The sequence below is a fragment of the Bradyrhizobium sp. Ghvi genome, from assembly GCF_900115265.1.
Lineage (GTDB): Bacteria > Pseudomonadota > Alphaproteobacteria > Rhizobiales > Xanthobacteraceae > Bradyrhizobium.
Map to the genome: position 1 here is coordinate 118,345 of NZ_FOVU01000013.1, position 26,059 is coordinate 144,403.

At 58.8% G+C, this 26,059-nt stretch carries 15 protein-coding genes, 1 tRNA gene and 2 pseudogenes; 9 read left to right on the forward strand and 9 right to left on the reverse strand.

Annotated elements, in window-relative coordinates; genetic code table 11:
* Window positions 1-18 precede the first annotated feature (18 nt).
* Together BM374_RS32650 and BM374_RS38940 are read left to right on the forward strand one after the other, a co-directional pair.
* Window positions 19-1,347 (forward strand): amidase family protein, encoded by a 1,329-nt coding sequence (locus tag BM374_RS32650; RefSeq protein WP_092302339.1) that lies wholly within the window; start codon window positions 19-21, stop codon window positions 1,345-1,347.
* 398 nt (window positions 1,348-1,745) lie between these two features.
* Window positions 1,746-1,815, forward strand: a tRNA-Glu gene (locus BM374_RS38940).
* Between the two features lie 465 nt (window positions 1,816-2,280).
* Here BM374_RS38940 and BM374_RS32655 read toward each other — a convergent pair.
* From BM374_RS32655 to BM374_RS32665, 3 genes are all read right to left on the reverse strand, one after another.
* Window positions 2,281-5,694, reverse strand: coding sequence for a hypothetical protein (locus tag BM374_RS32655; RefSeq protein ID WP_092302341.1), 3,414 nt, complete (start codon window positions 5,692-5,694; stop codon window positions 2,281-2,283).
* 92 nt (window positions 5,695-5,786) lie between these two features.
* Window positions 5,787-6,194 (reverse strand): hypothetical protein, encoded by a 408-nt coding sequence (locus BM374_RS32660; protein WP_092302343.1) that lies wholly within the window; start codon window positions 6,192-6,194, stop codon window positions 5,787-5,789.
* A 126-nt stretch (window positions 6,195-6,320) separates the two neighbouring features.
* Complete coding sequence (locus BM374_RS32665) at window positions 6,321-7,001, reverse strand: hypothetical protein (protein WP_143270304.1); 681 nt, start codon at window positions 6,999-7,001, stop codon at window positions 6,321-6,323.
* A 95-nt stretch (window positions 7,002-7,096) separates the two neighbouring features.
* Here BM374_RS32665 and BM374_RS32670 point away from each other — a divergent pair.
* The 4 genes and pseudogenes from BM374_RS32670 to BM374_RS32685 all read left to right on the forward strand — a co-directional run.
* Window positions 7,097-7,315: pseudogene (locus BM374_RS32670) on the forward strand (OB-fold nucleic acid binding domain-containing protein); the annotation flags it as partial.
* 156 nt (window positions 7,316-7,471) lie between these two features.
* A complete protein-coding gene (locus BM374_RS32675; RefSeq protein ID WP_092302347.1) occupies window positions 7,472-8,314 on the forward strand; it encodes an nSTAND3 domain-containing NTPase in 843 nt (280 codons plus the stop codon).
* The gene (locus BM374_RS32680) at window positions 8,245-9,759 is read left to right on the forward strand and encodes an nSTAND3 domain-containing NTPase (protein ID WP_143270305.1); all 1,515 of its coding nucleotides are present in this window, start codon (window positions 8,245-8,247) and stop codon (window positions 9,757-9,759) included. Before BM374_RS32675 ends, BM374_RS32680 begins: the two co-directional genes overlap by 70 nt.
* A 57-nt stretch (window positions 9,760-9,816) precedes the next feature.
* On the forward strand, window positions 9,817-10,626 hold the full coding sequence (locus tag BM374_RS32685) for a hypothetical protein (RefSeq protein WP_092302351.1): 810 nt from the start codon (window positions 9,817-9,819) through the stop codon (window positions 10,624-10,626).
* Here BM374_RS32685 and BM374_RS32690 read toward each other — a convergent pair.
* The 5 genes from BM374_RS32690 to BM374_RS32710 form a co-directional block, all read right to left on the reverse strand.
* Window positions 10,623-11,153: a hypothetical protein gene (locus tag BM374_RS32690; protein ID WP_143270306.1), complete on the reverse strand. Its 531-nt coding sequence runs from the start codon at window positions 11,151-11,153 to the stop codon at window positions 10,623-10,625. The two genes, BM374_RS32685 and BM374_RS32690, sit on opposite strands and share 4 nt — an antisense overlap.
* Window positions 11,154-11,579: 426 nt before the next feature.
* Window positions 11,580-12,818: an SIR2 family protein gene (locus BM374_RS32695; RefSeq protein WP_092302355.1), complete on the reverse strand. Its 1,239-nt coding sequence runs from the start codon at window positions 12,816-12,818 to the stop codon at window positions 11,580-11,582.
* An 18-nt stretch (window positions 12,819-12,836) separates the two neighbouring features.
* Window positions 12,837-16,184, reverse strand: coding sequence for an NERD domain-containing protein (locus tag BM374_RS32700; RefSeq protein WP_092302357.1), 3,348 nt, complete (start codon window positions 16,182-16,184; stop codon window positions 12,837-12,839).
* 153 nt (window positions 16,185-16,337) lie between these two features.
* Window positions 16,338-17,306: a DUF2971 domain-containing protein gene (locus BM374_RS32705; protein WP_143270307.1), complete on the reverse strand. Its 969-nt coding sequence runs from the start codon at window positions 17,304-17,306 to the stop codon at window positions 16,338-16,340.
* A 68-nt stretch (window positions 17,307-17,374) separates the two neighbouring features.
* The gene (locus BM374_RS32710) at window positions 17,375-18,760 is read right to left on the reverse strand and encodes a HEPN domain-containing protein (protein WP_143270308.1); all 1,386 of its coding nucleotides are present in this window, start codon (window positions 18,758-18,760) and stop codon (window positions 17,375-17,377) included.
* A 401-nt stretch (window positions 18,761-19,161) separates the two neighbouring features.
* Between BM374_RS32710 and BM374_RS32715 the strand changes: the two genes are divergently transcribed.
* The 3 genes from BM374_RS32715 to BM374_RS32725 all read left to right on the forward strand — a co-directional run bounded on the left by BM374_RS32715 (window position 19,162) and on the right by BM374_RS32725 (window position 23,971).
* Window positions 19,162-20,982: an ATP-dependent nuclease gene (locus BM374_RS32715; RefSeq protein ID WP_092302405.1), complete on the forward strand. Its 1,821-nt coding sequence runs from the start codon at window positions 19,162-19,164 to the stop codon at window positions 20,980-20,982.
* Window positions 20,979-22,733: an ATP-dependent helicase gene (locus BM374_RS32720; protein ID WP_092302363.1), complete on the forward strand. Its 1,755-nt coding sequence runs from the start codon at window positions 20,979-20,981 to the stop codon at window positions 22,731-22,733. The genes BM374_RS32715 and BM374_RS32720 overlap by 4 nt, the downstream gene beginning before the upstream one ends.
* Window positions 22,734-22,807: 74 nt before the next feature.
* Window positions 22,808-23,971 carry a YiiX/YebB-like N1pC/P60 family cysteine hydrolase gene (locus tag BM374_RS32725; protein ID WP_092302365.1) on the forward strand — a complete coding sequence of 388 codons (1,164 nt, stop codon included), beginning with the start codon at window positions 22,808-22,810 and terminating at the stop codon, window positions 23,969-23,971.
* Window positions 23,972-24,130: 159 nt separating this feature from the next.
* Here BM374_RS32725 and BM374_RS32730 read toward each other — a convergent pair.
* Window positions 24,131-26,011, reverse strand: a pseudogene (locus tag BM374_RS32730) (DUF7380 domain-containing protein); the annotation flags it as partial.
* Window positions 26,012-26,059: the final 48 nt, after the last annotated feature.

Below are 26,059 nucleotides of genomic sequence, written 5' to 3' on the forward strand. Positions count from 1 at the left end.
CCCTCTGGCGCTTCAGGCATGACAGCAACGCAGGAAAAATCGTACCCTTCCGCCATGGCACGGCTTGAGGCAGCGATTGAGCGTATCCACTCGCCGGAAGCGGAGAACGTCTTCACGGCCGTCTTTGCGGACAGCGCCCGGTGGGAGGCTGAGGCTGCGGATCGACGCGCTGCTGCCGGAGCGTCCCGCGGCCCGCTCGATGGTCGTATCGTTTCGGTGAAGGCGTTGTTCGACGTCGCCGGCACCGTCACGAGCTCGGGCTCGGCTGTCCTGCGCCGATTGCGACCGGCCGTTGAAGACGCCGAGGTCGTCAAGCGGTTGCGGGCTGCGGGTGCCATCGTTATCGGCAAGACGCAGATGACGGAATTCGCTTTCTCCGCGTTGGGTACGAACCCACACGACGGGATGCCGGCCAATCCTCGAGACCGCACCCGTGTTCCGGGAGGCTCTTCAGCGGGCGCTGTCGTGTCCGTCATTGGCGGCATGGCCGACATCGCCATCGGCAGCGACACCGGCGGCTCCCTGCGAATTCCGGCCGCGCTGTCGGGAGCGGTGGGCTTCAAGCCGACCAGCGGTTTCGTGCCGACCGCCGGCGCGTTCTCCCTGTCATCGAGTCTCGACACGATCGGTCCGATCGCCGCGAACGTCGCGGATTGCTTCGTGGCCGATCAGGTGCTTTCAGGTGAAGGCGCGCCGTCGCCGCTGCGGCCCGCATCCCCGGGCACGTTCCGCCTGAACATTGCCCGCGGACGCTTGTTCGATCGATGCGAACCCGAGGTACTCGCTGCGTTCGAGAAAGCCATGAAGCGGCTTCGATCCGGGGGCTTGCAGGTCAAGGAGGGGACCATCGAGGCCGCTCTCGACGATCTCGCCCAAATCGACAAGATCGGCACCTTCCCGTCGATCGAGGTCGGAGCAACGCTGCGCAGTTTAGGCGTCTCGGCGCTGGATGGGGTCGATCCTCGAACGCGCGTCCGCATCGAGGCCGGCGCCGGCATTCTCGCCACGGACTATGTGCGCATGATGCGGCTTCGACAGGCAGCGATCCGCTCGTTCGAACAGTCTTTCAGCAACAACGAGTTGTTCGTCCTGCCGACGACGCCAGTCCGAGCGCCGCTGATTTCCTCCGTTGCGGAGGATGCGGCATTCCATGAGCTCAATGGCCTCGTTCTGCGCAATCCACGCATCGCCAACTTGCTCGACTGCCCGTCGATTTCGCTGCCGTTGCCGCTCGAAGGTCTTCCCGTGGGCCTGATGCTGATTGGTCGTAGAAACGCCGACCGGCGCTTAGTGGAGATCGCAGCCAGTGTAGAAGCGCTGCTGCGAGGACATTTGCATGCTGCATAGCCATTTCGCGCGAAAGGGCCGCCAAATTTACGATCACGCGGAGAAGCTGTGGCGAGGCCGCCTGTGAAGCTGTCGCTTGCCGATTGCCAATGTATGTCCATTGGGGCCAGAAACGAGACGTTTCTGGTGCGGTGGACTGACGAATGGCAACGGAGTCTGTTAACCCGCTGATTTTGGCTGGTGGGCCCGGCAGGACTCGAACCTGCAACCAGACCGTTATGAGCGGCAGGATAGCGATCGGCTTCATTGATTTTGCTGATTATTTGTTTGAATCTGATCGCGTTCGTTGCGCTTCGGCTGGGTCATTTCTGGTGCGAAACTGGTGCGGTAACGCCTGCTCATGTTGACGAGTCGGGCCTGACATCCGCAAGGTCTCCATCGCAGGACTGTCCTCACGATGATCATCAGGCAGATCGACTTTACCCTCTCAAGGCTGAAACAGGGGTTCGATTCCCCTAGGGAGCGCCAGCAAAGTCAGGCACTTAGGTAGCCATCAGCCGCTTTCGTTGAATAATGGTTGAATAAGACGCTGGTGAACAGCGGCGAACGCTTGCGGAATCTGCTGCCGACATTCGCCAAATAGCCTCGGCGCGATGCCTAACTGTGGCTGGCGCATTCGCGAAAGAAATTCGGCACAGCCCTTCGTGTCCAGAAATATTCAACCCCCCGCTGTCGTACGCGAGAACCCTCGTGCGTTCGCATTGACGTTGTTCGTCGCGCAATCAACCTTGTAGCCGACGGCACCAAGCTCTGCCTGGCGAAGAAGGCCAAGCCGAAATACACTGGGCTCGACCTCTTGATCGAAGCGCCTTTTGGACAGCCTGCCGCATACTCGTTGGAGCCAAATCGAGGACGAACTCCGCGGCGCAGCGCAAGGCATGCCGTTCCGTGAAGTCCATGTGATCGGAAATCACAAGCCATTTGGTTTCCGCATCAAGTGAGGGGTGCGGTTGGAAGGAGGTCGAGATAGTCCGTGTCGCCGAGTGCGGCAAGATGATTGATGGTGTCAGCCACGTAAGCGGCCGTCTCGGGAGACCGTGTGGAAAGTCCGTTCTGCATGATAGTCCGCAGAGCGGGCTTTTGCCCAAGATACGTCCAACGGTCGAAATGCTGGTTTTTGACCAGAACGGACAGGACTTCTGCTGAGCGATCTGGACGTTCCGCGGAGATCTTGGCCAGCCGATCGATGACGCTAAAGCCGTCGCTCGGCGCGAATCCCGCCTCGGAAATGGCGACGGCTTGATCCATGAGCCACTCGCTGTCGATGCCTTTTCGCATAAAAAATTGTCCGAGGGTGCCGATCTCTTCCCGGAACGGCTCGGGGTCAGAAGCCGCCTTTGCGGCGGACACGCGCCGTTCCCAATACGTCAACGCGCGCGTGTGGCGACCGGCCGGAAGGCGATCGGCGGGCTGTTCAAGCTGGATACCCAAGAACCACATCGCGTGTTGGCGCGTCCGGAGCGGTGCGCGCGCCCAGAACAGCTCAAAAACATCATCGGAAAGAGCTTCGGCAATATAAAGAATGACCATGTATTCCGCAAAGCGGTCGTCAACGTGCTGCGGGTCCCGCTCGCTCGAATTCTGACCGAGCCGCTCGATCTCGACGATGACGCAATCGCGCAGATCTTCAGCTAGTTCGTTGATGGGGCCACGGTCGGCGCTCAGATGAGATAGCCAGCTCGCGTCACGGAGCACTGGGTCGTCGTTTGGAAACAGGGCGCTGAGGTGGGCGCGAAGCCAGCTCTCACCAAAAAAATAAAACCAGGTGAGATAACGGCCAATAACAGCGCGCGGTATGCGGCCATTTGGCGTTCGATCGGCCAACTCGGCCTCGAAAAGCCGAGCGATGTCGGGCCGCTTGGCGAGGGCCTCCCGCGGCGACTGTCCGATGGCGCTGTTGTCATCTTTGCTCAGCCAAAAGAGATAGAGGATGGCAAGCTCCACCGCCGTACCGCGCATCGTTGCCTGAGCGCCAAAATGCGGAAAATTGCGATAGCTCTCTTCGAAATTGTCAGTGTCGGGATCACGAGGCGCTGCCTGGTTGATGGCGAGGATCAATGCCTGAATGGCGGGTGAGTGTGCAAAGGATAGGCCTTCGGCACCTTCTCTCAGACCGTGCGCGAGCAGCTCGGCAGCGGCCTTGCGGCTCCACGACCAATCGGGGTCGTCACCCTCAAGATCGCTTGGCGTTGTGGGGGACGATCGTTCCAACACGACCCGAATGAGCGCCAGCGCGCCATCCCAATCGAGCTTGTTCTTGTTGATGGCGGCATTCACCAGTCCCTGAAGGATGTTTCGGACGTAGATCGCCGGGAGCCCTGCGAACGCGATAGCGCTACCCGAATAAGCCGCAGGATTGCCAAAGGCTGCGCCACGCAGATCTTGCGCCAAGGCGGTTGCCGTCGCGCGCGTATCTGTAGTGGACGGACGCCACGTGGTAAGGAAGGCGACGATGTCCTCAACCTGCGCGTTGGCGAGATCGGGCGTCGTGGCGGGGCGCTGCGGCTCTTCAAAGATACGGTTGCGCCAAGCCTCGGGGTCACCGAGCGCATCGAGGACACGCCGTCTTTCCGCAGGCAGAACCGCGCGCCATGACCACAACAATTCCCGGATGACGGAAGTCTCAAAGGACGCGACCTCGTCCGCAGAGGGGAGTCTCTTCTCGTGCTCTTCAAACCTTTGCTTCCATCTTTCCCGGAGTTGGCCGGGAACGGCGTCGACGTAGGTGAGGATTTGCTGCTGTGTGGGCGCAGGCAGCGACGGGAACCATGCCAGAGCTAGTTCGGCATATTCCTTTCGGCACCACGAACCTTCGATCAATGCGTGGTCCGTGAGCAGGGATTGAGCCTGGACCGGATCGCCAGCCGGGTTGAGGGAAAGAATATGCAATGCAATCCGGACGAATATTTTGGGAGAATGACTGCGGATCGTTGCAATGAGCCTCCCGATACAAGACGGATCAGCCGCGAGCGCGAGCTTGGCTGCATCAACAATCTCACCCACGAGCGCGTCGAGGACATCGTGCTTTATTCCGTGTTCCGATATCTCGCCGGACAGATAGTAGGTGTAGTCGTGCGGTGGATCGTCTGTGATGCGACGGCTGACCCGAACGGCCTGATCCAAAAGGTCGCAGAGAAGGTCGACCGTTTGCGGCCCGGCGACGGGCGCCAAGGCTTTCACCGCTCCAGGCAAAAAATGCTCGTACATATGGCGACCAAAGAGGGTGGCCGGTCGGCCATCCTCTTCGAACACCCTGAAGAGGGAACGCGTGACGCGCAACGCCGCATCGATTTGGTGGTCTGCGGCGAGATTGCGCAGCAGCCGGTGTGGCCCGTCGCCCATGACGATGAAACGACCACCGCCGCTGAGCCACGCCTCAGTCAGATCGACTAACGGCACGGCCTCGTCGGCCGGAAGGGCGGCGAGTATGTCCATGCCGCTTTGGAGCACTTGCGGATGCTTCGATGTACTGACGGCACACAAGGCCTCGGCGACCAAACGTCTCGCGGTGGGATCGTCCGAACTTGCCATGCGCTGCAAGTACCGTCCCGCGGGCCAACGACTAAGCGGTACGCTATCAGTTGTGCCGTCTTCCAATTCCGATGACGGAGCCGCCAGAAGGTTCAGGCGGGCGAGGTGCGGAAGCCAGGTGGGTGATTGCAATCGATTAAAAAAATGCCAAAGCAACGGCAGCGCAGCAGGGATCTCTTTCGAAAAGTCCTTGGCTGCCTTGGCGGAGTTCGGCGCCGCGACCAATTCTTCTATGCGCTTCATGAAGGCCGCATATCGACCCTGAAGGGCAATCATTAGGCCGCGCATAACGGTATCAAGGGGAATTTGCCAGTCCTGCCGGAAGCTCTCATCAACCGCAAGCGCGCCATAAAATGTACGGCCGTGAGCCTTGCCATGCGCGCCGGTCAATTTCTTCCAGGCGCGCGCAATGTCGCCGTCCGGCGCAAGACCAAGGCGCTTCACGATGGCGTCGATTTGCTCGGCATGACTTAATCGCGGCGCAAGCGCCTTCGCGATTGCATCGTCGATTTGGACCTTGGAAAAGCCAAGAGCATCAAGTTGGCTCCTTGTTTCCTCGAGTTTCGCGAGAGCTTCGGGCGAAGGCGTCAATGTTGCCTCCATCGGTGCGGCGAGCGTTTGTCGCACGATGGATTCCAGTTCACGCAAGGCATGGCCGGCTATCGGACTCGACACGCGGAGCCCGCAGTCACCCGCGGCCAGCCGGCAGAAATCCACGTAGCGATCGGCGATTTGCGAACCAAGAAGCCGCCGGATTAGGTCTGTGGTGTTACGCTGCTCGAGCGAAAGATCAAACGGCTTTGTTGGCTCTTCCATCAACGTCTCAATAACATGGTCTCAAGTTCACGCTGGCTGTCCACAATGAGCGTGCATGAAAGGCTCGGCCCGGCAATCGCAATAAGAGAGCCTCACTGTGGATAGGACTGCTCGAGCTCCTGCCTTTCCTGCAAGGTCAGGGTCTTTGGATCGCGGTTCTGATATTTCTGTACGATAGCTTGATTGACGATTTCCTTGCTCCGGCGCTGGTAATCCACAGGATCGTACCGTTTTCCAGAGCGCAGCATGATAATGAGGTCGTCAATTTTCTTTTGCACCTCTACCAGTCTTTCCAGGTTCTGGTTCGGCCCTTGCGTGCGCTGGTAGAGCATCAATCCCAGGAGGATCGTGGAGATCGTCGCGCCGCTCCACGCCGCAATCTTTTCAAAGGATTGCGATATCAAGACCCACAACGCTCCCGAAGTCAGGACGGTTAGTACGAGGATAACGATCTCAATTTGCCGATTTTGGCGCGCTGTCCTAGAAATAGCCTGCCGCATATCGCGACTCCAAGGTCATAGAGTTGATCGCTTCCTCACGGGTAGGCGCAAAGTTATTGTCTACGGTCACGGATCAGCTCCCTGTCAGGCCGTCACGATCTCTTGCACGTGTGCTCTATTTTTTTGCTAGTTTTGCGAAGGCAGCCACGCGCTCGGCACTTTCCCGGCTCTTGGTGCCATCGTTCTCGATGATATATAGTTGCACGGTGGGCGCCCCTCCCGCGCGTCTCGCTCGACGAAAGCGTTGGCATAGACGTAGGCATTCATGCCGATGGCGACGGAATGAATCTCGCATACGGTATCGTCCGCGTTCAGGGTCGTTACGCGGGTGCTCCAGATGATTTTGTTGATGATCTCACTAGCGATCGGCACGAGCGCATCGCACAGTGGCAGTGTTCGCTGCTCGGAAAATTCATAGCGGATCTTGACGCCTTCCGCGTGCCATTCGTTCGACCAGGCGATGAGGTCGTCAGCATTGGGTGTTTCAAGCTTCAAGCCATTGGCTTTTGCCGCCGCATAGAGCTGTTGAGGTCGTGGCCGAATGACTTCCCCTTCAAATGCCTTTTCGGTGAACCCGCGCGCAATTAGAAAAGCCTTCAGCGCGAGTTCGATTGCGTGAAAAGTGATGATGTAGTTCCCGGTTCGACTAGAGGCGAATTTGTCTTTGAGCAGCAAGCGGGCATCGGCGAGGAGTTCACTGCTTCCGATTTTGTAAGCCATGGCCAGCCCCTGTCCGGTCGGGTCATCGAGGCCGATCGGCGTCAAACGGGTGGCGGACGACGCCGTAGCTCGGAAGGCAGTTGTCATGAGAGCGACGCTTAACTCCTGGTTTACCTATAGAGATGAGGCGCAAAGGCGGAAGTTTCCAGTCACGCGGGAACAAATAAATAGGTCAATGATTTCAACGGCCAAGCGAAGGCCCGTACCCGTTGGAAAAGGTGCTGGGCAAGACGATTGGCGTCCCGCTTTTTCAGGAGCAGCGATGCGGGTCGCGATCGAGTGCGCCGGCTTCGCGCCCGGCGAGGCCGATCTTCCGCAAGTCGATGGCGACCTTCAAGCACACCGGCGGCGTTTCGTCCTTCAAGGCCGAGCTCGTCGACGGCATCCTGGACGGGGCCTTTCAGTTCATTCGAGTCGGCATGACGGCCTATGACAAGCGCCTCGCCGGTCAGTAGAAGCTCCCGAGCGCGATCCGAAAGACTACGGCCCTGTTCTGGTCTAGACGAGCGGAGCTTTCGCCATCAAGTTAGGAGCGGCCGAATCTAGAATCGCAAACAATGGCATACGACTTTCAACAATTGTCGCCGCACGACCTTGAAACGCTCGTCAGAGATCTTCTCCAGGCCGAGTGGGGCGTTGTCTTAGAGAGCTTCAAGACAGGCCGCGACGGCGGCGTTGACCTGCGCTTTGGTCGTGGGACCCACAACGTGGTGGTCCAGGTCAAGCACTATGTAAAGACCGGATTGCCCGGGCTGCTACGCGAGTTGAAGGCGGAGGTCCCTAAGGTCAAAAAGCTACGGCCTACCCGTTACATTGTAGCGACCTCCGTTCCGCTCTCGCCCGACAACAAGCAGGCGATCGCTCAAGTCTTCGGCGGTGAGCTGGCGGTCGCCGACGTGCTCGGTCAGGACGAGCTAAACAATCTGCTTGGCCGACACTCGAACGTCGAGCAAAAGCATTACAAGCTATGGCTCGCCAGCCGCGCCGTTCTTGATCGCGTGCTACACAGTGACATACGAACGCAGACCGAGTTTCAGGTCGAGAAGGTACACTCTACCATCCGCCGCAACGTCCGGAGTGACGCCTATCCCAGGGCGCTCGATATCCTAAATCAGAATCGGGTTGTAATCATCTCGGGCGCCCCTGGCGTAGGCAAGACAACCCTGGCCAATATGCTGCTCTACGCACATTTGGAGCGGGGCTGGGAACCGGTGATCATCCGACGCGACCTTGCCGAAGGCCAGAGGCTCTTCCAGCGCGGCAAGCCCCAGATATTCTATTTCGACGACTTCATGGGGGCAACCTTCCTTGGTATCGCGCATCGGGCCTGTTGCGCAACGAAGATCGCGCAATTGCGGATTTCATCGAGATGGTCAGGGCCTCGCCGAACGCCCGCCTGATCCTGACCACCCGCGAGCACATTTTCGGACAGGCCCTCGGCGCCTCTGAGCGACTGCGTCAAGCGGGCCTCGACGGCAGCAAAATCCTCCTGCGAATCGGAGATTACAGCCTCCGGCAGAAAGCGCAGATTCTCTACAATCACCTTTACTTCAGCGATCTGCCCGACACCTACAAAGGTGCCTTGTTGGCTTCCGACTTCTATCTCGAGATCGTCAAGCATCCGAAGTTCAACCCGCGTCTCATTGAATGGCTATCGAGCTTCAGCCGTATTAGCTCGATCCCGGCGAGCCGCTATCGCGACTTCGTCCGCGATCTCCTCAGAGACCCCTCTGAGGTATGGATGCACGCATACGAACAGCAGCTCAGCGACGCTGGCCGCTCCCTGCTGCTCGCGGTCTACAGCCTCGGCGGCAAGGCCGAGGGAGTGGTTCTCCAGCCGGCCTTCAAGAAGCTCCATGAAGTCCGCGCCACGCGTTGGGGCTTGCCGCGCCGGCCGGAGGATTGGGCGACGGCCATGGCCGAACTCGCAAATGCCTTTGTACGGCCAACGGGCAAAAGCGCCTTTGAGGTTCTAGACCCCTCGGTGATCGACTTGGTCAACGCCGTTGTCCGCAAGGCGCCGGAGAACGCTGTTGACCTCGTGCTGGGCGCGATCGATTTCAGCCAAATCAAACGAGTGTGGGAGGTCGGCAAGATAGGCGTCGCAGGCGTAAGAACAGCTCTGGTCCAACACGGGGCTCCCATTGCATCCGCCATCGAGAACTGCGTCTTGAGGACACACCGGTTGGTCGCCCACCAAGATGGGGTCGCCTTGATAGAATGGACGGAAGAGGCACGCGTCGCCGAAATTCTGTCCTTCGCCGACGTGATGAAAACCCAAAACATGCTCGACGTCGCCAAGCGACTAGCCGACGCAATGCTCGCTGCGTGGCTCGAGCGCGGTATCATGATCAACGACGGCGTCGACGCCTTGCGCGCTCTTGAAGGTACCTCCTGGGCGCCCCTCAAATTTCCCGCGCTGGAGCGCCAGCTTTCCGAGCGACTGGTGGAGGAGGCACAGATTGGCTGCCGCTCGGACGAGCTTCGCGAAATCGTGAGTGTGCTTGACCTCGAAGGCCCAGCGAATGCGCAGAGGCTGGCCGCGCTGCAGGCCGCCTTCGAGAATTCGAGGTATCAAATCGCGTCGGCGATCGACGAGTGCCGCAGAGACGGTGATTTCAAGGGCGTCCGAGACGACTACGAGCTATTCGCCTCGACCCTGGGTGTGGACATTAGCGAAGAGCTTGAAAGGCTGGATGCGGCCCATTCCGAGTACTCAGACTACGAGGAACAGCGCGCCGATCAGATGATGGACGAATATAGAGAGCGCCAACACGAAGCCCGCGCGTCCGAGGACAACGTTCGTGACATGTTTGGCTCGCTCCGCAGCGGTCCCGGCGAGTAGACTCGGCGGGCCGGTGCCGGTATAGGCGGAAGAATCGGTGATCCGCAGGAGGGCAAGTTGTCTGGGGCAAATGCGGTACTTGATCCGATAGCCGCTGCGGCGCCCGAACCGCTGTGCTGGATCTGCAAAGCGAACAAGGCCGCCTCTGGCGAGCACAAGACGAAACGCAGCGACCTTCTGGCCGTCCTGGGGAAACCGTCGCAGGAGGAGCCTTTCTTTTACCACGATCTGCACAAGCGGAATCGACCGGTCGGAAGCCTCGACGCGAAGATCCTCAAGAACCCGGTGCGCATCTGCTCACATTGCAACAATGCCCGCACGCAGCCTCATGATTTCGCCTGGGAGGCCATGTCGGACCGGCTGCGGTCGCGTCGGCTGAAGGTCGGACGGTGGGTCCGTTGCGAACGCATCTTCGGCTATTCGACGAAGCGCCAGATGATCAATGTCCATCTGTTCTTCCTGAAGCTCACCGGCTGCATGATCGCCGAGGCCAAGGCGAACGGTCACGACGTGCCGATCCCGCTCGATCCGTTTTCCGATGCGATCATGTCGGGCCGGCCGCACCCCGAGGTCCATCTGCAGTTTGGGCGCCACGATGGCGGCATTGGCAGGTCGGATCTACATGTGTGGAAGACCGATCCAGGTGCCAGCATCCTCGGCGGCTGGCTCTATCAGTTGGACACGATAGCCGTGAGCGTCATTTACGCACAGGAAGGCAGGTTCGAGCACCGGCGAGACCTCTGGCATCCTTATTCTTGGACGAGCCGGAAGCGGTTTCAGATCGCCGATTTCATGTATGGGAAGCGGGACGAAGCCGAGCTCGCCGAGGAGCCCGGCGCGCAAGCCGCCGCGGTGGCTCCGGCCTAGCCGGTCCGCTTCAAGGGAAACAGTCCGTAGCGTCCGGAATCCGGATTTGCCGTGAACGTCTCGATCGGCATTGGCTTGGCGACGTCGGACGGCGGGTCCTCGTTCTCGATGACGATGAATTGCCCGATATCTTTCAGGCTAGCGAGGTGATCGTAGAAGCGCGTCGCCAGGCCGGTCCGCTGAAGCTCGACTTCGTCGGCGGACAACTCGCCGTACTTGCTCCCCAGCGGTTCGCGATAGGTGAGCAGGGGCGTGTCGAGCACGATTAATCCAGGGTGCGGCAGATTCCGCTCACCGCAATAGAGCAGCAACGCGACGTTGACCGCCGCATGCAGGATGGCCTTCACGCCCTTGCCGCTGTCGGCGCGTTCCTTGCCGCCGATGGTGACGTCGCTGGTCGCGAGATCGAACTGCGCCTCGGACGCGCGGGGAGTGCGCCCTTTTCCGCCGTCGCTGCTTTCGCGGTGCCATGCGGCTGAAATAAAATCTGACTGCGCCGTACAAGGGATGGGCGAGAACTCGAACACCAACTCGCCGGAGGAATCGATATGTATGACGGCCGAAGCTTCAACCGCATCCGCTCCCAACGAGAATGGGCCGGAAAACAACTTCGGCTCTTCAAGAGCGTTTTTTTTCTTGGGGGACGGCGCTGGCATTTAACGATGCAATTGCTGAACAGAGCTGCCGGTCAAGGTTTGATTAATGGGTGGGGCGTTTCCATGACGGGGTTCTGGGCGACTTTTCAAGTTGTCTGGCTGACACCTGACTTTAGAATCTAATGTGTCCCTAGCCGGGGGCACTCGCCTTCGGGGCAGGCCGTCATTGGCATGCCGGCGTCGCTATGACTGCCCCTCGTCGGGTGCCCATTTAACCGGTCTCGGGACTGCACTCGTACAGCGTGCGCCTTCGGCGTCGTTATCACTCACACTGCCCGGGTGCCTCTTTCAGGCAGGTCAGCTTTTTAGGGCGTTGTCGTCGACTATTCCTTCGAGCCATGGGATCCATGCGTCTATTCTGCGAACCGCCTCGACAAAACCTCCGTGCCAAATGGCGACTTTGTGAACGCTCGACACCTCAAAGCCGCCGCGCGCTACGAGTTCATCGATATGGGGCGGCGATGCATGACCCGGTTCATGGAAGCCCGTGGGCGCGTGAAGTGAAATATTGACGTTTCTTCCCCACTCGTCGTTGCGAAACTCCATTGGATCGGCGTTGCGCGAATAGGTCAGGATTAATGCTGGCGGCCTTTCGCCAGGTTGCCGCATCCGGTTCAACAGCGCACGGTTTACATGAACATCGCCAAATCCGTAGCCACCAATCAGGATCGCATCGGCCTCATAGACACGCCGGATCAGCGCGGCATAAAAGGACTGAAACGGTTCGACCAGTAGCTGGTCAAGCTTGAACCCGCCCGCGATGAGGCTGGTTTTGGGAAAAGATCGGTTGTCAGATCGGCGATCGGTGGCATTGCCTTGATGGCCATCGAAGAAAGTTCCGGACAGATCCTCTTGCCAGCAAACGTCGTCTCCAAACGGGTGTACGAGCGAGTGGTGAACACTTCCATGCAGGTGATAGGCGAAACCCCACTCCGTGCGTTGATGAATCGCATTCGGAGCAAACACACCATCGCGGCTGAAACCGGCAAATGCCTCGGGCCAGGCCGTGAGGAGGGCGGTATCATAATTTAGGTTGAAGGCGCCGACATCGAATGTTGCCCTGAGCCGGTCGAAGAGCGCCTTGTACTGAGGGAAGCCGCCTTCTGCTGTTATGCGTGCAGAATCACATTGGGCCCGCATATGCCCGGCCAACTTCTTTAAGAGATAAGTGACTTGATCCGTCACACTCACCGTAGCCGCGTACGGCCCGGACCCAAACGACATTCCGAGGGGCTGCCCATCCGGTGAAATGAGCTGGCGAAGGGCATGACCGAAGGGTGAGGGCTCCATCCAGTGCGCGAGGCCAATCATTTCGCCAAGGACTTTCTCGAAATTCGGTGTCGGTCGGATGCTGGCTGTCGATGCGCCATAGTAAGAGGCAACCGCATCCCACGTCTTGCTGTAGTAGTTGTCCAGCCTTTGCTCCCGCGCCCACTCGTCGCTCCAGCCGGCCATAAGGGAATCAATTGCTGCCACCGATGGCATGCCAACGGGGATGGAACTTCCCGCGCCGAGGATAACCAGGAGCTTCTTCATGCGTCTTCCATAAAAGTCCTAGCCACTCGCGCGCAGCCCTTGGTTATGGGGAGCTTCTTCGATTTCTTTGATTGCCTGCATCGCTGATCGGCCAAAGTCGGGGTGCATCGACCAGAGACGAAGCACCCGGATGTCGCGGGCGTCGCCGAAGCGACCCACATTAGACAATGCATGCTCGATGACGTCGTTGATTTGGAAGTAGCTAAAATAGCCTGCTTGTATTGTCGGCTTTTCCAATGCCGCACGGCAGATGGCGGCGACCTCATCTGGAAAAACGTGCCCGAACGAGGTGATGACCGGCTCCGACCCCGGAAGCCGGTTCGCGCTCTCCGAAAACATCATATCCGACCGCGAGAATTCTGCCATGACTGCTGCCGCGACGCCTGATTCGTGGCGTGACAAGATCAAGAGCGGCGAACCGCATTTTAGTTTTCGCTCGGTTAGCGGCAGATCATCACGATTGAGCCAATAGAGGATGTCGCCGCATGCCAGCAACGCCGCGGCCGCCGCTGAAGGAATTTCCGTTGGTCGCTCGGGCAGGGGGCACCGGAGCCGGGCGAGGGCGGCATGCGCCATCTCAAAATCGCGAATGGCGTCGCCGACCATAACCTGTTTGGTCGCGGGCAACACCGTCCAGCGTGCAAGCAGCGGAGCGACCGTTGAATCGGAATGTGAGGCCAGTTCAGCAATCATCGAAGGCACGAACATCGGTTCATTTTCGGTACTTTGCGCCACCATCCTCAACAAGGCTTTGCGGTCGGCAGGCGAAAGATCATTCCATGCTTCGCAAAAAGCGCTGTCATAAGGATGATCAAACTGACAGTTCCAAAGGCCAACTGCCATGTCCCACATCAAGGGGTTGTTTTGATCCGCCAATGCCTCGGCCATATTCGCCTTAACGGTCGAAAGATGTTTGGCCTGGTCTTCGTCGACCGCACCGAGATATTTTAGGGCGTCGATGACTGACGTTGAAATTAGTACATTCTGCGCGGGCAACAGTGCCTCGACCGCCGCGATCAAAGCTAGCCGCTCATCCTCGGTGATCGAATGGCCGCTAAAGGCGGCTGCATGCATCAGGTCAAGGCGCAAATGGTAAGCTGCAATGGGCCAGTATCGGTTGAGGACACTTGGCAACACCGTGGCAATGGACGGACCGGCCCGATCGGTATACTTGTTCAGCCCGATCAGCAAGCCAACCTGACCGGGCGTCAGAGTCTCTGAAGACAGCCGTTCGAGAAGTTTTGCCTCAGCCGGCAGTCGCGGGGAATCATAGAGACTGCCATTGTGCACCGGCCCGCAAATTTGCTGTAGGGCCGATGGATGCCAGCCCGCCCGGACGTAGCAGGCCGCATATAGCCCGCTTCGTAATGCAACGCTCTTTTCCTTGGCCTCGTCCCGGAGACGGTGATATTCCTCCACTAGGCGACGATCCATTTTCGCCACCAGCTCGAGTATTTCATCGAGCCGACGGCCAGCGGCGAGTTCACGTGGCAGCGCCGCCAAAATGGCACGGTCTTGAGGGGACCATTCCAGCAACAACTCCGGCTTGGGCCGAATACCCAGGAAGGCTTCTTTATTGATTTCAAAGTGCAGCCCATCGATTTCTTGGCTCACGCGCGCCAAGACTTCGTCACAACGTAGGTTTGCCCAGCGCTGGGCATCAGCCCCACATTGTCCCCTCATGCATGCCCGGATGGCCGACCCATCCGATAACGCGGCTAGGACATGCTGCCGCATTGATCCGTCGTCGATCGCGCCCAAGACCAGCGGGGCGATGTCGATATGTTGCGGCAAGCGCAGGGCCGCGAGCACGGCTTCAGGATCACCGTTGGCGCGCCTGACGATGGCTTCCGCCGCAAAAACGTTCCGGAACATTTCGTGGCTAAAGCTCACGCGGTCGCCGCGCGTTTGCAGGACGTTCGCAGCGCGTAGTGTTTGGAGCAGCGCACCCGAAACACCTTCGCGATCAGACAGCCGGTCAAGTTCCCGCACAGAAAGACCGAAGCTGACGTGATCTGTCATCATCCCGGCGATGCGGGATAATGCCCGAATGCCATCTGAGGCGGCTTGACCCAGCCGTTCCCGCACATAGGCGTCGAACAGGCCGTACCGGCTGGCGCCAGTTGGTAATTGCCGTCCAAGCTGCCCGACCATTTTCGCTTCGAGGCCACTTGCCACGGTATCGAGCAACGGTTCCAAGACGTCATCACCAATGCCCGCCGCATGCTGCCGTGCGATGGCCAGCTTGGCTTTCTTGTCAGGCTGCTGCACGGCATAGATGCACGCGGGCAGAAGGTCGTCGCGTTCAAGTGGGGTTTGGCTCGACAAAACGGCTTGCGCATCATACCGCTTCACAGCGGCTGCCATGCTACGCGTCAGGCGTTGGCGTTCAGCTGGTGTACACTCGTTATACCCATCCACGACGAACACGAGCTGACGCTCAAGGCGGCGCGCGGCGGAAACTATAGCTTTCGCCGAATGGGCTCCCAGCAGGGTTGCTTCACGGTTCGCCACGTCGCCCAGCTTGCCCTCGAAATCCTTGGCGGGGAGAATGATCGGCACAGATCCTCGCGCCAACGCCGCTAGAGCTATTTTGGAAGAAAGCATGCTCTTGCCGCAGCCCGATGGCCCGATCAGCAAAACGCTGTTTTCAGCCGCCGAGCGTTCCAGGACGATGTCGGAAGACACCAACTCGCTTTCGCATCGGCAGGAGACCGGGACCAGTTCGGAAGCTGGGCCACCGTAAGTATCCGTAAATGCTTCTCCATAGGCGTTCAGCAGCATTTCGGCGTCCAGCAGGCTTTGGCTTAGCGCTGCCTCAACGGACGACACCGGGATCAAACGATGATGCGCTGCGAAGGCACGCCACTGAGCCAGTGACCAGCCCTGCCGTTTAACCGCTTGGATCAAAGCTGGCAGTTCATCGATGCCAGCAACCATAACCTTGAAATCGCTAGGTGGGATCGATGGGCTGGCCGGAATATCCGGCGTGAACACCAGCGCGGCGTCGGGGTAGGGCACAGCACGGCCAACGAAATCCGCCATCGCATCCCGTACCGCGTGCTTCTCATCGATGGTTTGCTGATAGGCGTTGGGAATTTGCTTCCATCGGCCCGAGGCGAGGCGAAGTTCCCACGAGCCGTTCTCGCCGCCGCGTACTATGGATGTGAAAGCCTTGGCTTCGACAACCAGGACGCCTTGGTCAACCGCGATGACAAGGTCAACCTGACGCGTTTTGAGATTCACGTTGGCAATAATGACGGCGGAAATTCCGCGCGCCGTCAGGAATTCTACGGTGCGCGCGAGGGCCACCCGCTCAGAAGCGTGCTCAACGGGAGCGCCAATAAAAATCTCAATGGAGGCCATTTCGGCTCTTTAAAGCGGCAAAAGAAAACGTCGGATGGCTTGACGGCGGGATTATGAACGAAAAACCGGGGTAACACCCGCCAAAGATTTAGGGAGGTTCAGCAGCCGATCAATGGGTTTCGCGCTCTGCGACCGGCAGCGGGTCAAACCGGGTCAGAGCACGGCGGCCGATCGCACGACTGGAATGGTGCTCGAATAGCCCTCAGCGTTGAGCAGGGATCTAACCCGGTCTTCAGCTCCCGTCGGCGCGTGCGGTCCGATGAGAATTTCAGCGATGGCCCCCCAACCCTTGAGCGGCATCTCGTGCTCGACGTAATTGCGCCCGTTGAACGTCTGGCGATAGCGATCGAATTTCGCGCGCACATTCAGGATGACGCCGCGCGTTTTGCGTTCGTCGGCGAAGCTCTGCTCCTTGGCCGTGAGGCAATTCCAGATCAGCTGTGATGCCAGCAATTCGCGCGCCATCGTCGCGAGGTAATGGCTGCATGGCGCTTGCCGCACCAATTCAGGCTGTGCATTGCCGATGCGGCTGGTGATTTCGGCTGCGCTGGCAATGGCAAGACGATGCCGGGCAGCCGTGGCCGCGTTGCCATAGATCACGCGTCCCATATGAAGGTTCTTGTTGGCCTCGTCATACAGCTCGTCGCGGTCTGGCTGGAACAGAGACGGGGCGAACCCGATCGCATAACCGCGCCCCCCGTCGCCATATTGCTGCCATTGAGGCGGGTGGTCACGATGGCTGCTGAGGCTGAGAAGGTAGAATTCAAAGGGGCTGGCGAGGCCGCTGGTCTCGATCATGTCGTCGACGCAGGCACAGAAATTATCCATCAAGAAATCGTTGGTCTGGCCGACTTCCCGTAGCACCTGCCGGGCGACGCCAAGCGCATACTCGAATTCCCGCTTGTCGCTCTGCTGCAAATGGCTGAAGAACCATGGCCGCTGGCCGGTGAGGATGCCGCGCAGGCCTTCCTCGCGTGTGAAGTGGTACAACGGGCTGACGGGCGTACTCTCGTTCTGCTCGATCAGCATCCTTTCCCGCGACCAGGCGGTAAACAGCCGCGGCGCCTCCAGCAACGCTGGCGGCAGAGACAGATCGTCAATCGAGGGGGCTCGGCTGCTCATCCCCTTGATACTAGTCACGCGATAACGGGTTTCAAGGAGAGGCCGGGGGTCCAATGGCCGATAGTCTATCAGGCTGAAGCATCGCCGGGTGCCGCGTCACGCTTCTGTGCAAGCGAAATCAGGCCATCAAACCCTTCGGCCAGCTGCCTGTTCGTCAATTCGCGGTCGAACAACCCGTGCGATTCAAACAGACCCAATCCCCAACAGATCACCTGTTCGATCCGCTGCAGGCAGGCTGGGGCGAAGGCGGCCACTTCCGGATCGAAGGGCGAAAGCGAACCATGAGCCAGCCGGGACCGCATCACGTAGGCTTCTGCAAGTTCGCTTTCCAACTCTTCAAACGTCTTAGTGCCTGTCGGTTCATACCGGATCGCCGCACTCCGCTGGCTGACCGTCTTCTTGATGTCGTCATGCTCCGAGGTCATCACCAGCCGTTCGAGCGCCGTTACCGCCTTGATGATTTGCGCAGCCGGCGACGCTTCGCGAACCGCGTCGCCGAACCATGCAGCCGAATCCAGCAGGCGTGATCCCAGTGTCCGCTTGATGGCCGGGTTGACGACCGTTTCCAGCGCTTTATTGGCGGCTCGAAGCAGCACCGCCATGTCCTCGCCTTCGAGAAACGTCCCCCAGTCATCCTGGAAGCTCACCGCCGAGGTGGAATCCCAGGAGCATGAGACGTACAGGCCAAATTTCTCGTCGAGCGACATATGCGCCCGGCGGTCGGTTTCGAGGCGCGGCCCGCCGATATCCATGCGGCGCGTATGAAACGAACCGAACAGGATGTGCACGAGGTTGACAGCCCCCGTCACCGCCATCCGGGCGCGCTCCAGCGAGGTGCCACCGTCGCAATTCAGTATCTTGACCTCGCCGACCCAGGTGAAGCCGTCATAGTAGTGCCGCGCATTGGCAAGCAATTGCGCATCATGTTCCTTCTGCCAATCCTCACCGTCTTGCCGCCCGTATGACTCAAAATGCGAAGCCATCAGCTCGTTGAAGCGTTCGCGGGCGTGGAACGTAACCGGCCCGATAGCGAAGCTGGTCGGGCCCTTGCTGTACATCAGCCGGCACGAGACGTAGTGCGTGCGATCCATCCGGGCTCGTTTGGCTTCCTTGACGGCCGACGAAAGAGCCCGTTCTGCCTGCTGTTCATCAATATCGCGGCCCTCGGTCAAAAAGCGTTGGACGAGAATTTTGCCGAGCGCCTTGTGCACCGGCTCGATTTCGATGGTGCCCAGAGCGCCACTGTATTTCACCGCCTGTTCGGCTAGCCGCCAGAGCCGCTGGTTGGCCGCGCGCCCGCACATCAGTGGTCCTCTGCCATCCGGGCCAGGTAGATCGCCCCACATATCCTCTTTCGGCAGGTCCTTCAGACTGGCGGGCTTATTTTTGACGGCGTCCGAGATCGCGTTTTGAATCCGCACGCATTCGGCGAAGACAAACTCGATATCGGTCACCCATCCGGCATTTCGATTCGCGGGCATCGGACAATTAGATACGAAAAAGCCTTCTCAAGGCAATTTTGGTGGGGGAGTTTTTGGAGCGTCCGGCTTCGCCAAAATGGCGCAGCACCGCAGCGCCCCGCTCACCTCTATTGTAGGCGACCACCTAGCCGCGCAGACCCGGCAGGACGAAAGCCGTGATTAGGGCCAAGTCCGACACGGGCGAAACCGAGCGCGATGTTTTGGCAGGTGGCATCAACAGCGTGGCCGGCCCCGAGGAAAGCGATGTCCCGCTTCGCAAGCGCAAATAGCCAGTGTAGCCGGACTGTTAAATTACGACGATTATAGCGTGAATTTAGCTCGTCTGCATGCGAAAGTGGGACGTTCGCCAACAGAGTGAGTGCGCGGGGGATCGAATGCAGCTAAGCCGTATTGTCATCAAGAATTATCGATCGCTCAAATTCATCGACGCCCAGGTCGCGGAGCGTACTACCTGTGTTGTCGGGGAAAATAACACTGGAAAGTCGAACCTCATTCAGGCTTTGCGCTTGTGCCTCGACGTGAACCTGTCGTCTGCATACCGCGCCCTCGTGAAAGACGACGTACACTGTGATGTTGACCAACGCCTACCGTTTCAGGTGTTGATCGGCGTGGAGTTCACAGGTTTTGAGGGCCGCGACAATGAAGAGGCCATGTTGCATGGAACGCAGATTGGACAGGATCGAGCGCGCCTTTTCTATCGCTTCAGGCCGAAGCGGGCCGTGCGGGAAGCTATCAGCCTGAGGACGCGGCAGCCCAACACGCTCACCTTGGCGGACTACGCATGGGAGTTGGTCGGTGGCGGCAATCCAGCAGTCGAGTTAAGACAGATCGAATGGGACACGGAGAACGATGCGCTTGGCGCCACGACCGTGAGCCTTCAATACTTGCAGTCGTTTCTGGTCGTCTATCTTCATGCTCTACGCGACGTCGAAAACGATTTACGCCAGCCACGGCAATCCCCGTTGGCCAGATTGATCGATGCTAGCGCGATCAGCGAGAACGAGCAGGCAGCTCTCATCGACGCAATCCAGGCAGCGAACGATACCATCGAGGGTTCGCCCACTGTCCAAGCGATTTCGGGGGCGATTGATACGGCTCTCAAGGAGGTCACTGGGCCGGCTTTCAGCCTCGATGTGGAATTGGGCCTATCCGCGCCATCGTTTCAATCCATTGTACGAAATCTGAATGTGCTCTTGAGCAGCGCCGCCATGCAGCGGTTCGAGCCCCGACGCAACGGTCTCGGTCTCAACAATGTCCTCTACATATCAATTCTGATAGAGTATTTCCGTAAGCGGGCTGCGATTGGCCGTTCTGCCGGTGAGCTAATCTTGATCGAAGAGCCGGAGGCGCATCTACACCCTCAGCTTCAGCTCACGCTTCTTGAAGCGCTGCGCGCTTTGCCATTCCAATCCCTTTTGACGACTCACAGCCCGAATATCGCGTCCAAGGCGGCGCTGGACTCGTTCATCCTTTTGACTAACACGGGCGCGACGGCCCCGTTTGCCGGCACGATCGCTGCAAATGCCGATCTTGCGGACGAAGATGTTGCAGATCTCGAACGCTATCTCGATGCCACAAAATCAAGCCTACTTTTTGCGCGCAAAGTTATGCTTGTCGAAGGTGCGGCCGAAGTCTTGTTGATACCGCCGCTCGTGAAGGCAATTCTAGGCGTCGACCTGGAGCGCGAGGGCATTTCAGTCATAGCCATTCATGGCGTTCATTTCGATGTGTTCGCCAAGCTCTTCAGTGCCGGCTGCCTGCCGAAAAAATGCGCCATCGTCGCGGATGCCGATCTGGACCCCGCTGAAGCCAATGAACTTGCTGACGCAGGCGCAGAGGCGGACGCTGCTGACGAGAACGACGATCAACCCATCAGGCCGGACTTGGCCGCTCTGGAAAATGCCTACGTGAAGGTCTTTCTCGGCGATACGACCTTCGAGCGTGAAGTCACGACCGACGGTAATCTCGCCATGCTCGAAACCGCAACGCGAGCGCTAGGTGCACCCCGTATCGCTCAAAAAATATCTGACGCGGACTTTCTGGGGGTCGACGACGAGTTAAAGGACGCTGTCCTGCGGACAGCGAAGCGGTTCGGAAAAGGCCGGTTCGCGCAAGTCGCGGCTCGGCACGTCGCGCAAGCAACCGAGCTTCCTAGTTATATCGCAGATGCAGTTGAATGGTTACGTGCCCAATGAGCCTAACGGCGGAACAACGCAACGCTGTCGCGTGCGAAGACAACATCCTGCTTACGGCGTGTCCCGGCAGTGGAAAGACACGGACGATCACGGCACGTCTCGCGCAGGAGATCGAAAAGCTGCGGGGAAGCCCGCAAGCGGTCGCTTGCATCACTTACACCAACGCTGCCGTTCAGGAAATTGAGCAGCGGCTGGCCGCGCACCTGCTTGATGGCGACGAACAACACTTCGTCGTTTCAACGATCCATTCGTTCTGCCTGAGCGAAGTGTTGCGCCCATTTGCGTGGCTGGTGCCGGGCTTTGCCGGTTCTATCCGGGTGCTCACCCGTGATCGCCCAGAATTTGAAGAAATCGCGCGTTGGGCGGCTGAACAGGTAAACCTGCTGCAACTGAGGGCAGCTGACTTCGAGGCCTTCGCATCCCTCAGCTTGGACGTCCATGGAAACTTGATCGGGGTTGCGCTGGGCAACGAACCCGTTAGACGCGCGGCCCCATACTTCTGGCAGAAGTGCGCTGAGCTGGGCTTTGTCGACTTCGCCAACATCATTTATAAGGCCTATTGCCTCTTGCGCGACCATCCAATGATCGCGCATTCCCTTTCATGTCGCTTTTCGAGTTTTCTGATCGACGAATTTCAAGACACGACCGAACTTCAGATCGAGATTCTGAAGCTTATTCACGCCCAGGGACAGTCGCGGATATTCGCGGTGGGCGATCCGGCTCAGTCGATCTTCGGGTTCACGGGCGCGCGTCCGGAGCTCATTCAGCCATTCGCTGTACATATTGGTGCAAGAACGGATTTATCGCTTACGGGCAACTTCCGATCCAGTCCGCCAATCGTGACGCATGCGGAGCGCCTTATTCCTCGTGTGCCAGCGATGCAGAGCGTGGGGCGGAACCGGGCGGTCCGCATCGAACCATCTCTTGTTCAGACCAGCGGAACGTTCGAAGCGATTACCGAGCACTTTCTCCCGTTGCTGGCGGATGAGGGGATTGAGTTTGGCAACGCGGCTATTCTCGCCCGAGAATGGGCGCCCCTGTTTCCACTCTCCCGACGCCTCCGAGAGTTTGGCGTGCCAGTCGTCGGCCCGGGAGCGAGGCCGTATCGCCGATCCCGTCTCTTCGCCTCGCTAGCAGAACAGCTTTGCGGCTATATCGTGGATCCCGGAGCACACAACATTCGCCAGCTTGAGCGCGCCCTGTTTCATGCTGTGCAGGATGCGACCGCAAGGGCTTGCTTCGAAATCTTCTCGTACGCCGGACGTGTAACGCTCGTTCGGTTGCTGCGCGAAGCGTTGCGCCTTGCGCAAGCTGGTGGGGCGGTCCAATGGCTTGACGCGATGTCGCAGGCGACGGGCTTTATCCTTCAGCGCGATGGACTGATCGACCAAGCGCATGCCGGATTGTTTTACGCCTCTGTTCAGGAAATGAAGGCTGATATGCGAGGCCAGAACGTCGACCTTGCCAACCTGACGATAGAAGACCTGGGATTGTTTGCGTCGCCGGACAGGGCAGTACGCCTCACGACCATCCACAATTCAAAAGGACGCGAATATGGCGCGGTCGCTCTCATCAACCTACGCGAAGGCCGGTTTCCTCATTTTCGCGCCGAGGATATGGACGCTGAGAGGCGGCTCTTTTATGTTGCGGTGACGCGCGCGGAACGCGTCTTGATGTACATCGCCGAGCCAGACCGTTGGGGAAATGCACCCTCTCGGTTTCTCGGACAAGACGGTGTTGGGCTTGTCTGAGAACTCGGCTGCACGCTGCCCAATGGCAACGCCACTGATCCGTTCCGTGTTCGCAATGTCTTGTTAGGCAGACGATGAAAGAGAAGAACCCGAGATACAACGGCCTATGGGTGTTCAAACCCGACCTAACAAAGCTGCGCCCTGGTGATGTCATTCTCACGCGTAATGCGGAAGCAAGCTCGTTCAAGGGCAAACGCAGGTCGGACATAATTGCGAAGGTAACCCGCGGCAAGTTCAGTCATGCGCTGATCTGCACGGCGCTTCCTACACTTATTGAGGCGCTAGCGGATGGTGTCTCAAATATAAGCGCCCAGAATTGTTTCGTGCATGACCTCAAGCATGTGCGCGTCCTTCGGTACCCTAATCAGGCCATCGCGCGCGCGGCCGCAAGTGAAGCGTTCAAGTTCTTTGGCAAGGAATATTCCGTGCAGGCCGCCCTGCGATCGGTGTTGCCCGGGGTGCCCATCTCGGATTCGGGCGATGATAGGACGTTTTGCTCGGCACTGGTGGCGGCCGTTTACCGGGCGGCTGGCGCCCCAGAGTTTGCATCGGTCCATCCGATGAAGACGACGCCGGCTACGCTAGAGAAATCGGCCCACTTTGCCGATGTCACGTCCGATGTCTTCGTAAGCATACTTTCGCCCAGCAACATCGAAGAAATGAGTGCTCTGGATGGAGACCGGGCGGTATCGCCAATGGCAGGTCAATCCAAGCTATTGAATTCTTACTATGCCAAGCTATCCGTTCCCATCGATGAGTTCTTCGCCCAGTATCCGACGCTCACCCGTAAAAAGCCGACCAGTTTTTTTGAATGCCTGCCGTTCATCAATTCTGCCTGTATCGCGGCCAATCGGCTTCCGGATCATCCCGAGGCCAACGAGGCGCGGGAGCGGGTCAGATTCATCGATGACCTCGCGTTCGAAATGCTATCGGAGGGTAAATGGCAGGCGATGATGAGGGCAGCCCAGGCGATCGACGATGAAAGCATGCGATACTCACTGGAGGAATCGTTTAAGGCAGACCCCGACGTGAACTTGGCCGACACGCTGGGGATGATTAAGGCAACAGAAGCCCAAATCGCCTCCCGGTCGTCAATCCTGATTGATCCTGTCGGCCAATCCCGCGTTTGGGATGAATGGGTCAGGATGACCCACGAGGCGGTTTCTGAACTCAATACCAGGCTCAACGTTTTGAACGAAGTGTTGGAGAGGGTTTTCCCGTCTGCAACCCGCGGCTGACAATAGGTAACGGCCCGTTTCCACAGTTGGAAGCTTGCTGCCGAAAGCGATAGAAGCAAGCCTAGCCGATTAAGAGCCGGTCTTTCCGCTATCCCCGGTCTCGGGTTCGGTCGTTGCTGCTTGTGGTTCGCTCGGCTGGTTTGGCGCTGGTTCATCGAATGGAAGCTGTAATTGTTCCCGGTAGGGAAAGAGTGGAATCAGGCAGAGCCGGAAAATCAGCCAGCAGGCATAGACGGCGTCAGGGCCGTAAGGGTCCCCGTCATGCAGCAAGCCATGCGATAGGGCATGCCGAAGATACGGGCCGGGTTTCTTGAGGAAGAGGCGTTCGATATCGGCCGTGATGGCTACGCCGAAGATAGAGTCCAGTTCGTTCCTCATCTGCTCAAACAGGGAGGAAATCGTGCGATCCTGCTGCGTCTGTGTCGCATCGTCGAAGATAGTCACATCATGGCCATGCGCTTTCAGGACATGGCGCAGCGAATTCTCCAGCAACGGCGTCAGGATATAGAGCGCGCTGACGAAATCGCCCTGAAAGAAGCGCAGGAAGCCGCGGCTGAACGTCCTGACCAAATCGTTTGGAACAAACGCACTATGAACGAGAATTCGCGCGAAGATATCGTCCGACAAGAAATGATCGGCCCCGATTGCCTGGCGGGCCGTCTCAATCTTTCCTGCCGCGGCGACCTGACGGCGAATGCGTTCGTCCTGCGCAATTTGATGTTGAATGGCACCGGCGTCGCCCTCGTCGCCAAAGCCAGCTCCCGCAGTCCGATGGACGACTTTGCCTTCGCTGTCATGATGAGACGTGCCAAAGAGCGAGGCCAACGGATGTTCGCGAATGGACTCGGAAGCGGCTTCGGCCAGCTCTTTAGGCTCAGGTGAATCTTCGAGAGCGGCAAAGACAAAGAGCTTGTCCCGCAGGGTCGGCTGGCGCTTGACGCCTCGCTCAATCTGCTGGGCCATATCCTCAAGGTTGAACGGAATGGAAAATCCGGACATTTCCTCGCCGATGCCGGCCTGCGCATCGATAAGCCGGTGCCGCAATTCCTTTCGCCTGTCCTTTTTCCCGGGAACGCCGTGAAGCTCGGCAATGGCGTTCGCCAGCATCGACGAGCTCATCATTGCCACGGGCTGGCGGTCTGCCATCAAGACAAACTGGTCGGCTGCGGCTGATTGACAACGGTGCTGGTCGTCAGGTTGCTTGGCAACATGGTACGCACGGGCGCCGAGCCGCCAGAGTTCAACAATGCTGTGTGGATCGGCTTCAGCGGACAGGGCGCCAATCAAATCCTCGATATCTTTCCCGATGACAGCCGAGTCAGAAATGCCGAAGTCGAGATCAAGTTCGCTAAACCAAAATGCAGAGATGGCAAGAGGCGCTCGAAGAGCCCTCGCGCGCAACTCACTTGCCATCGTCCGAGCGGCCATCGTTTCGGGTTTATCCCATCCCACGGCCCGGCCAATTTGCAGGGCCCGCCGCAGGAGATCCCGGGCGTCGTGCTTGAGTGCTCCCTTGCCTTCGTCGAACCGGAATGCAAGTTCTCCGCTGTCAACCTTCCTCAAGATGTCGACGTAGGCGGCAACGGCCGCCCTACCTAAGTCGACGCGTTTTCGTTCGAGAAACCAGCAGAGATCGGAAAGGCGCGCCCGCAAAGCCGGATGCGTTGCGCGCTGAGCCATGGCGGATAGCACTTCGACAGGCGGCCCCCGAAAATCGCCAACAACCGGCGACCGGCGACCATCGGCCCACACCATCATAGCGCCGAAGGGTTCGCTCCGATCCTTGGGCCGAAACAGCATGCCGGCAACCGCCGACAGCATGCGAAATACGCGTGCGGCGGGGGTATCTTCCGTTTCACCAGCGGCTTTGCGAAACAGATCGCCAAGCTCCTGGCTGTCCGCGCTCTTTGACTCTGCGATCGGGCTCTCGAATTCGAGGTCCGCAAGATCGGCGAGCGTGGCGCGCAGCCAAACCGGCGGAAAGGTTTCCGCCGGGTCGCTGCGTTGTGGTTCTGCGTCGCCGTTCTTTTTGTTGTCCATGCTATGCTCGTCATCGTTTCAGCGCGTAACCTATCAGAGACGATGCGG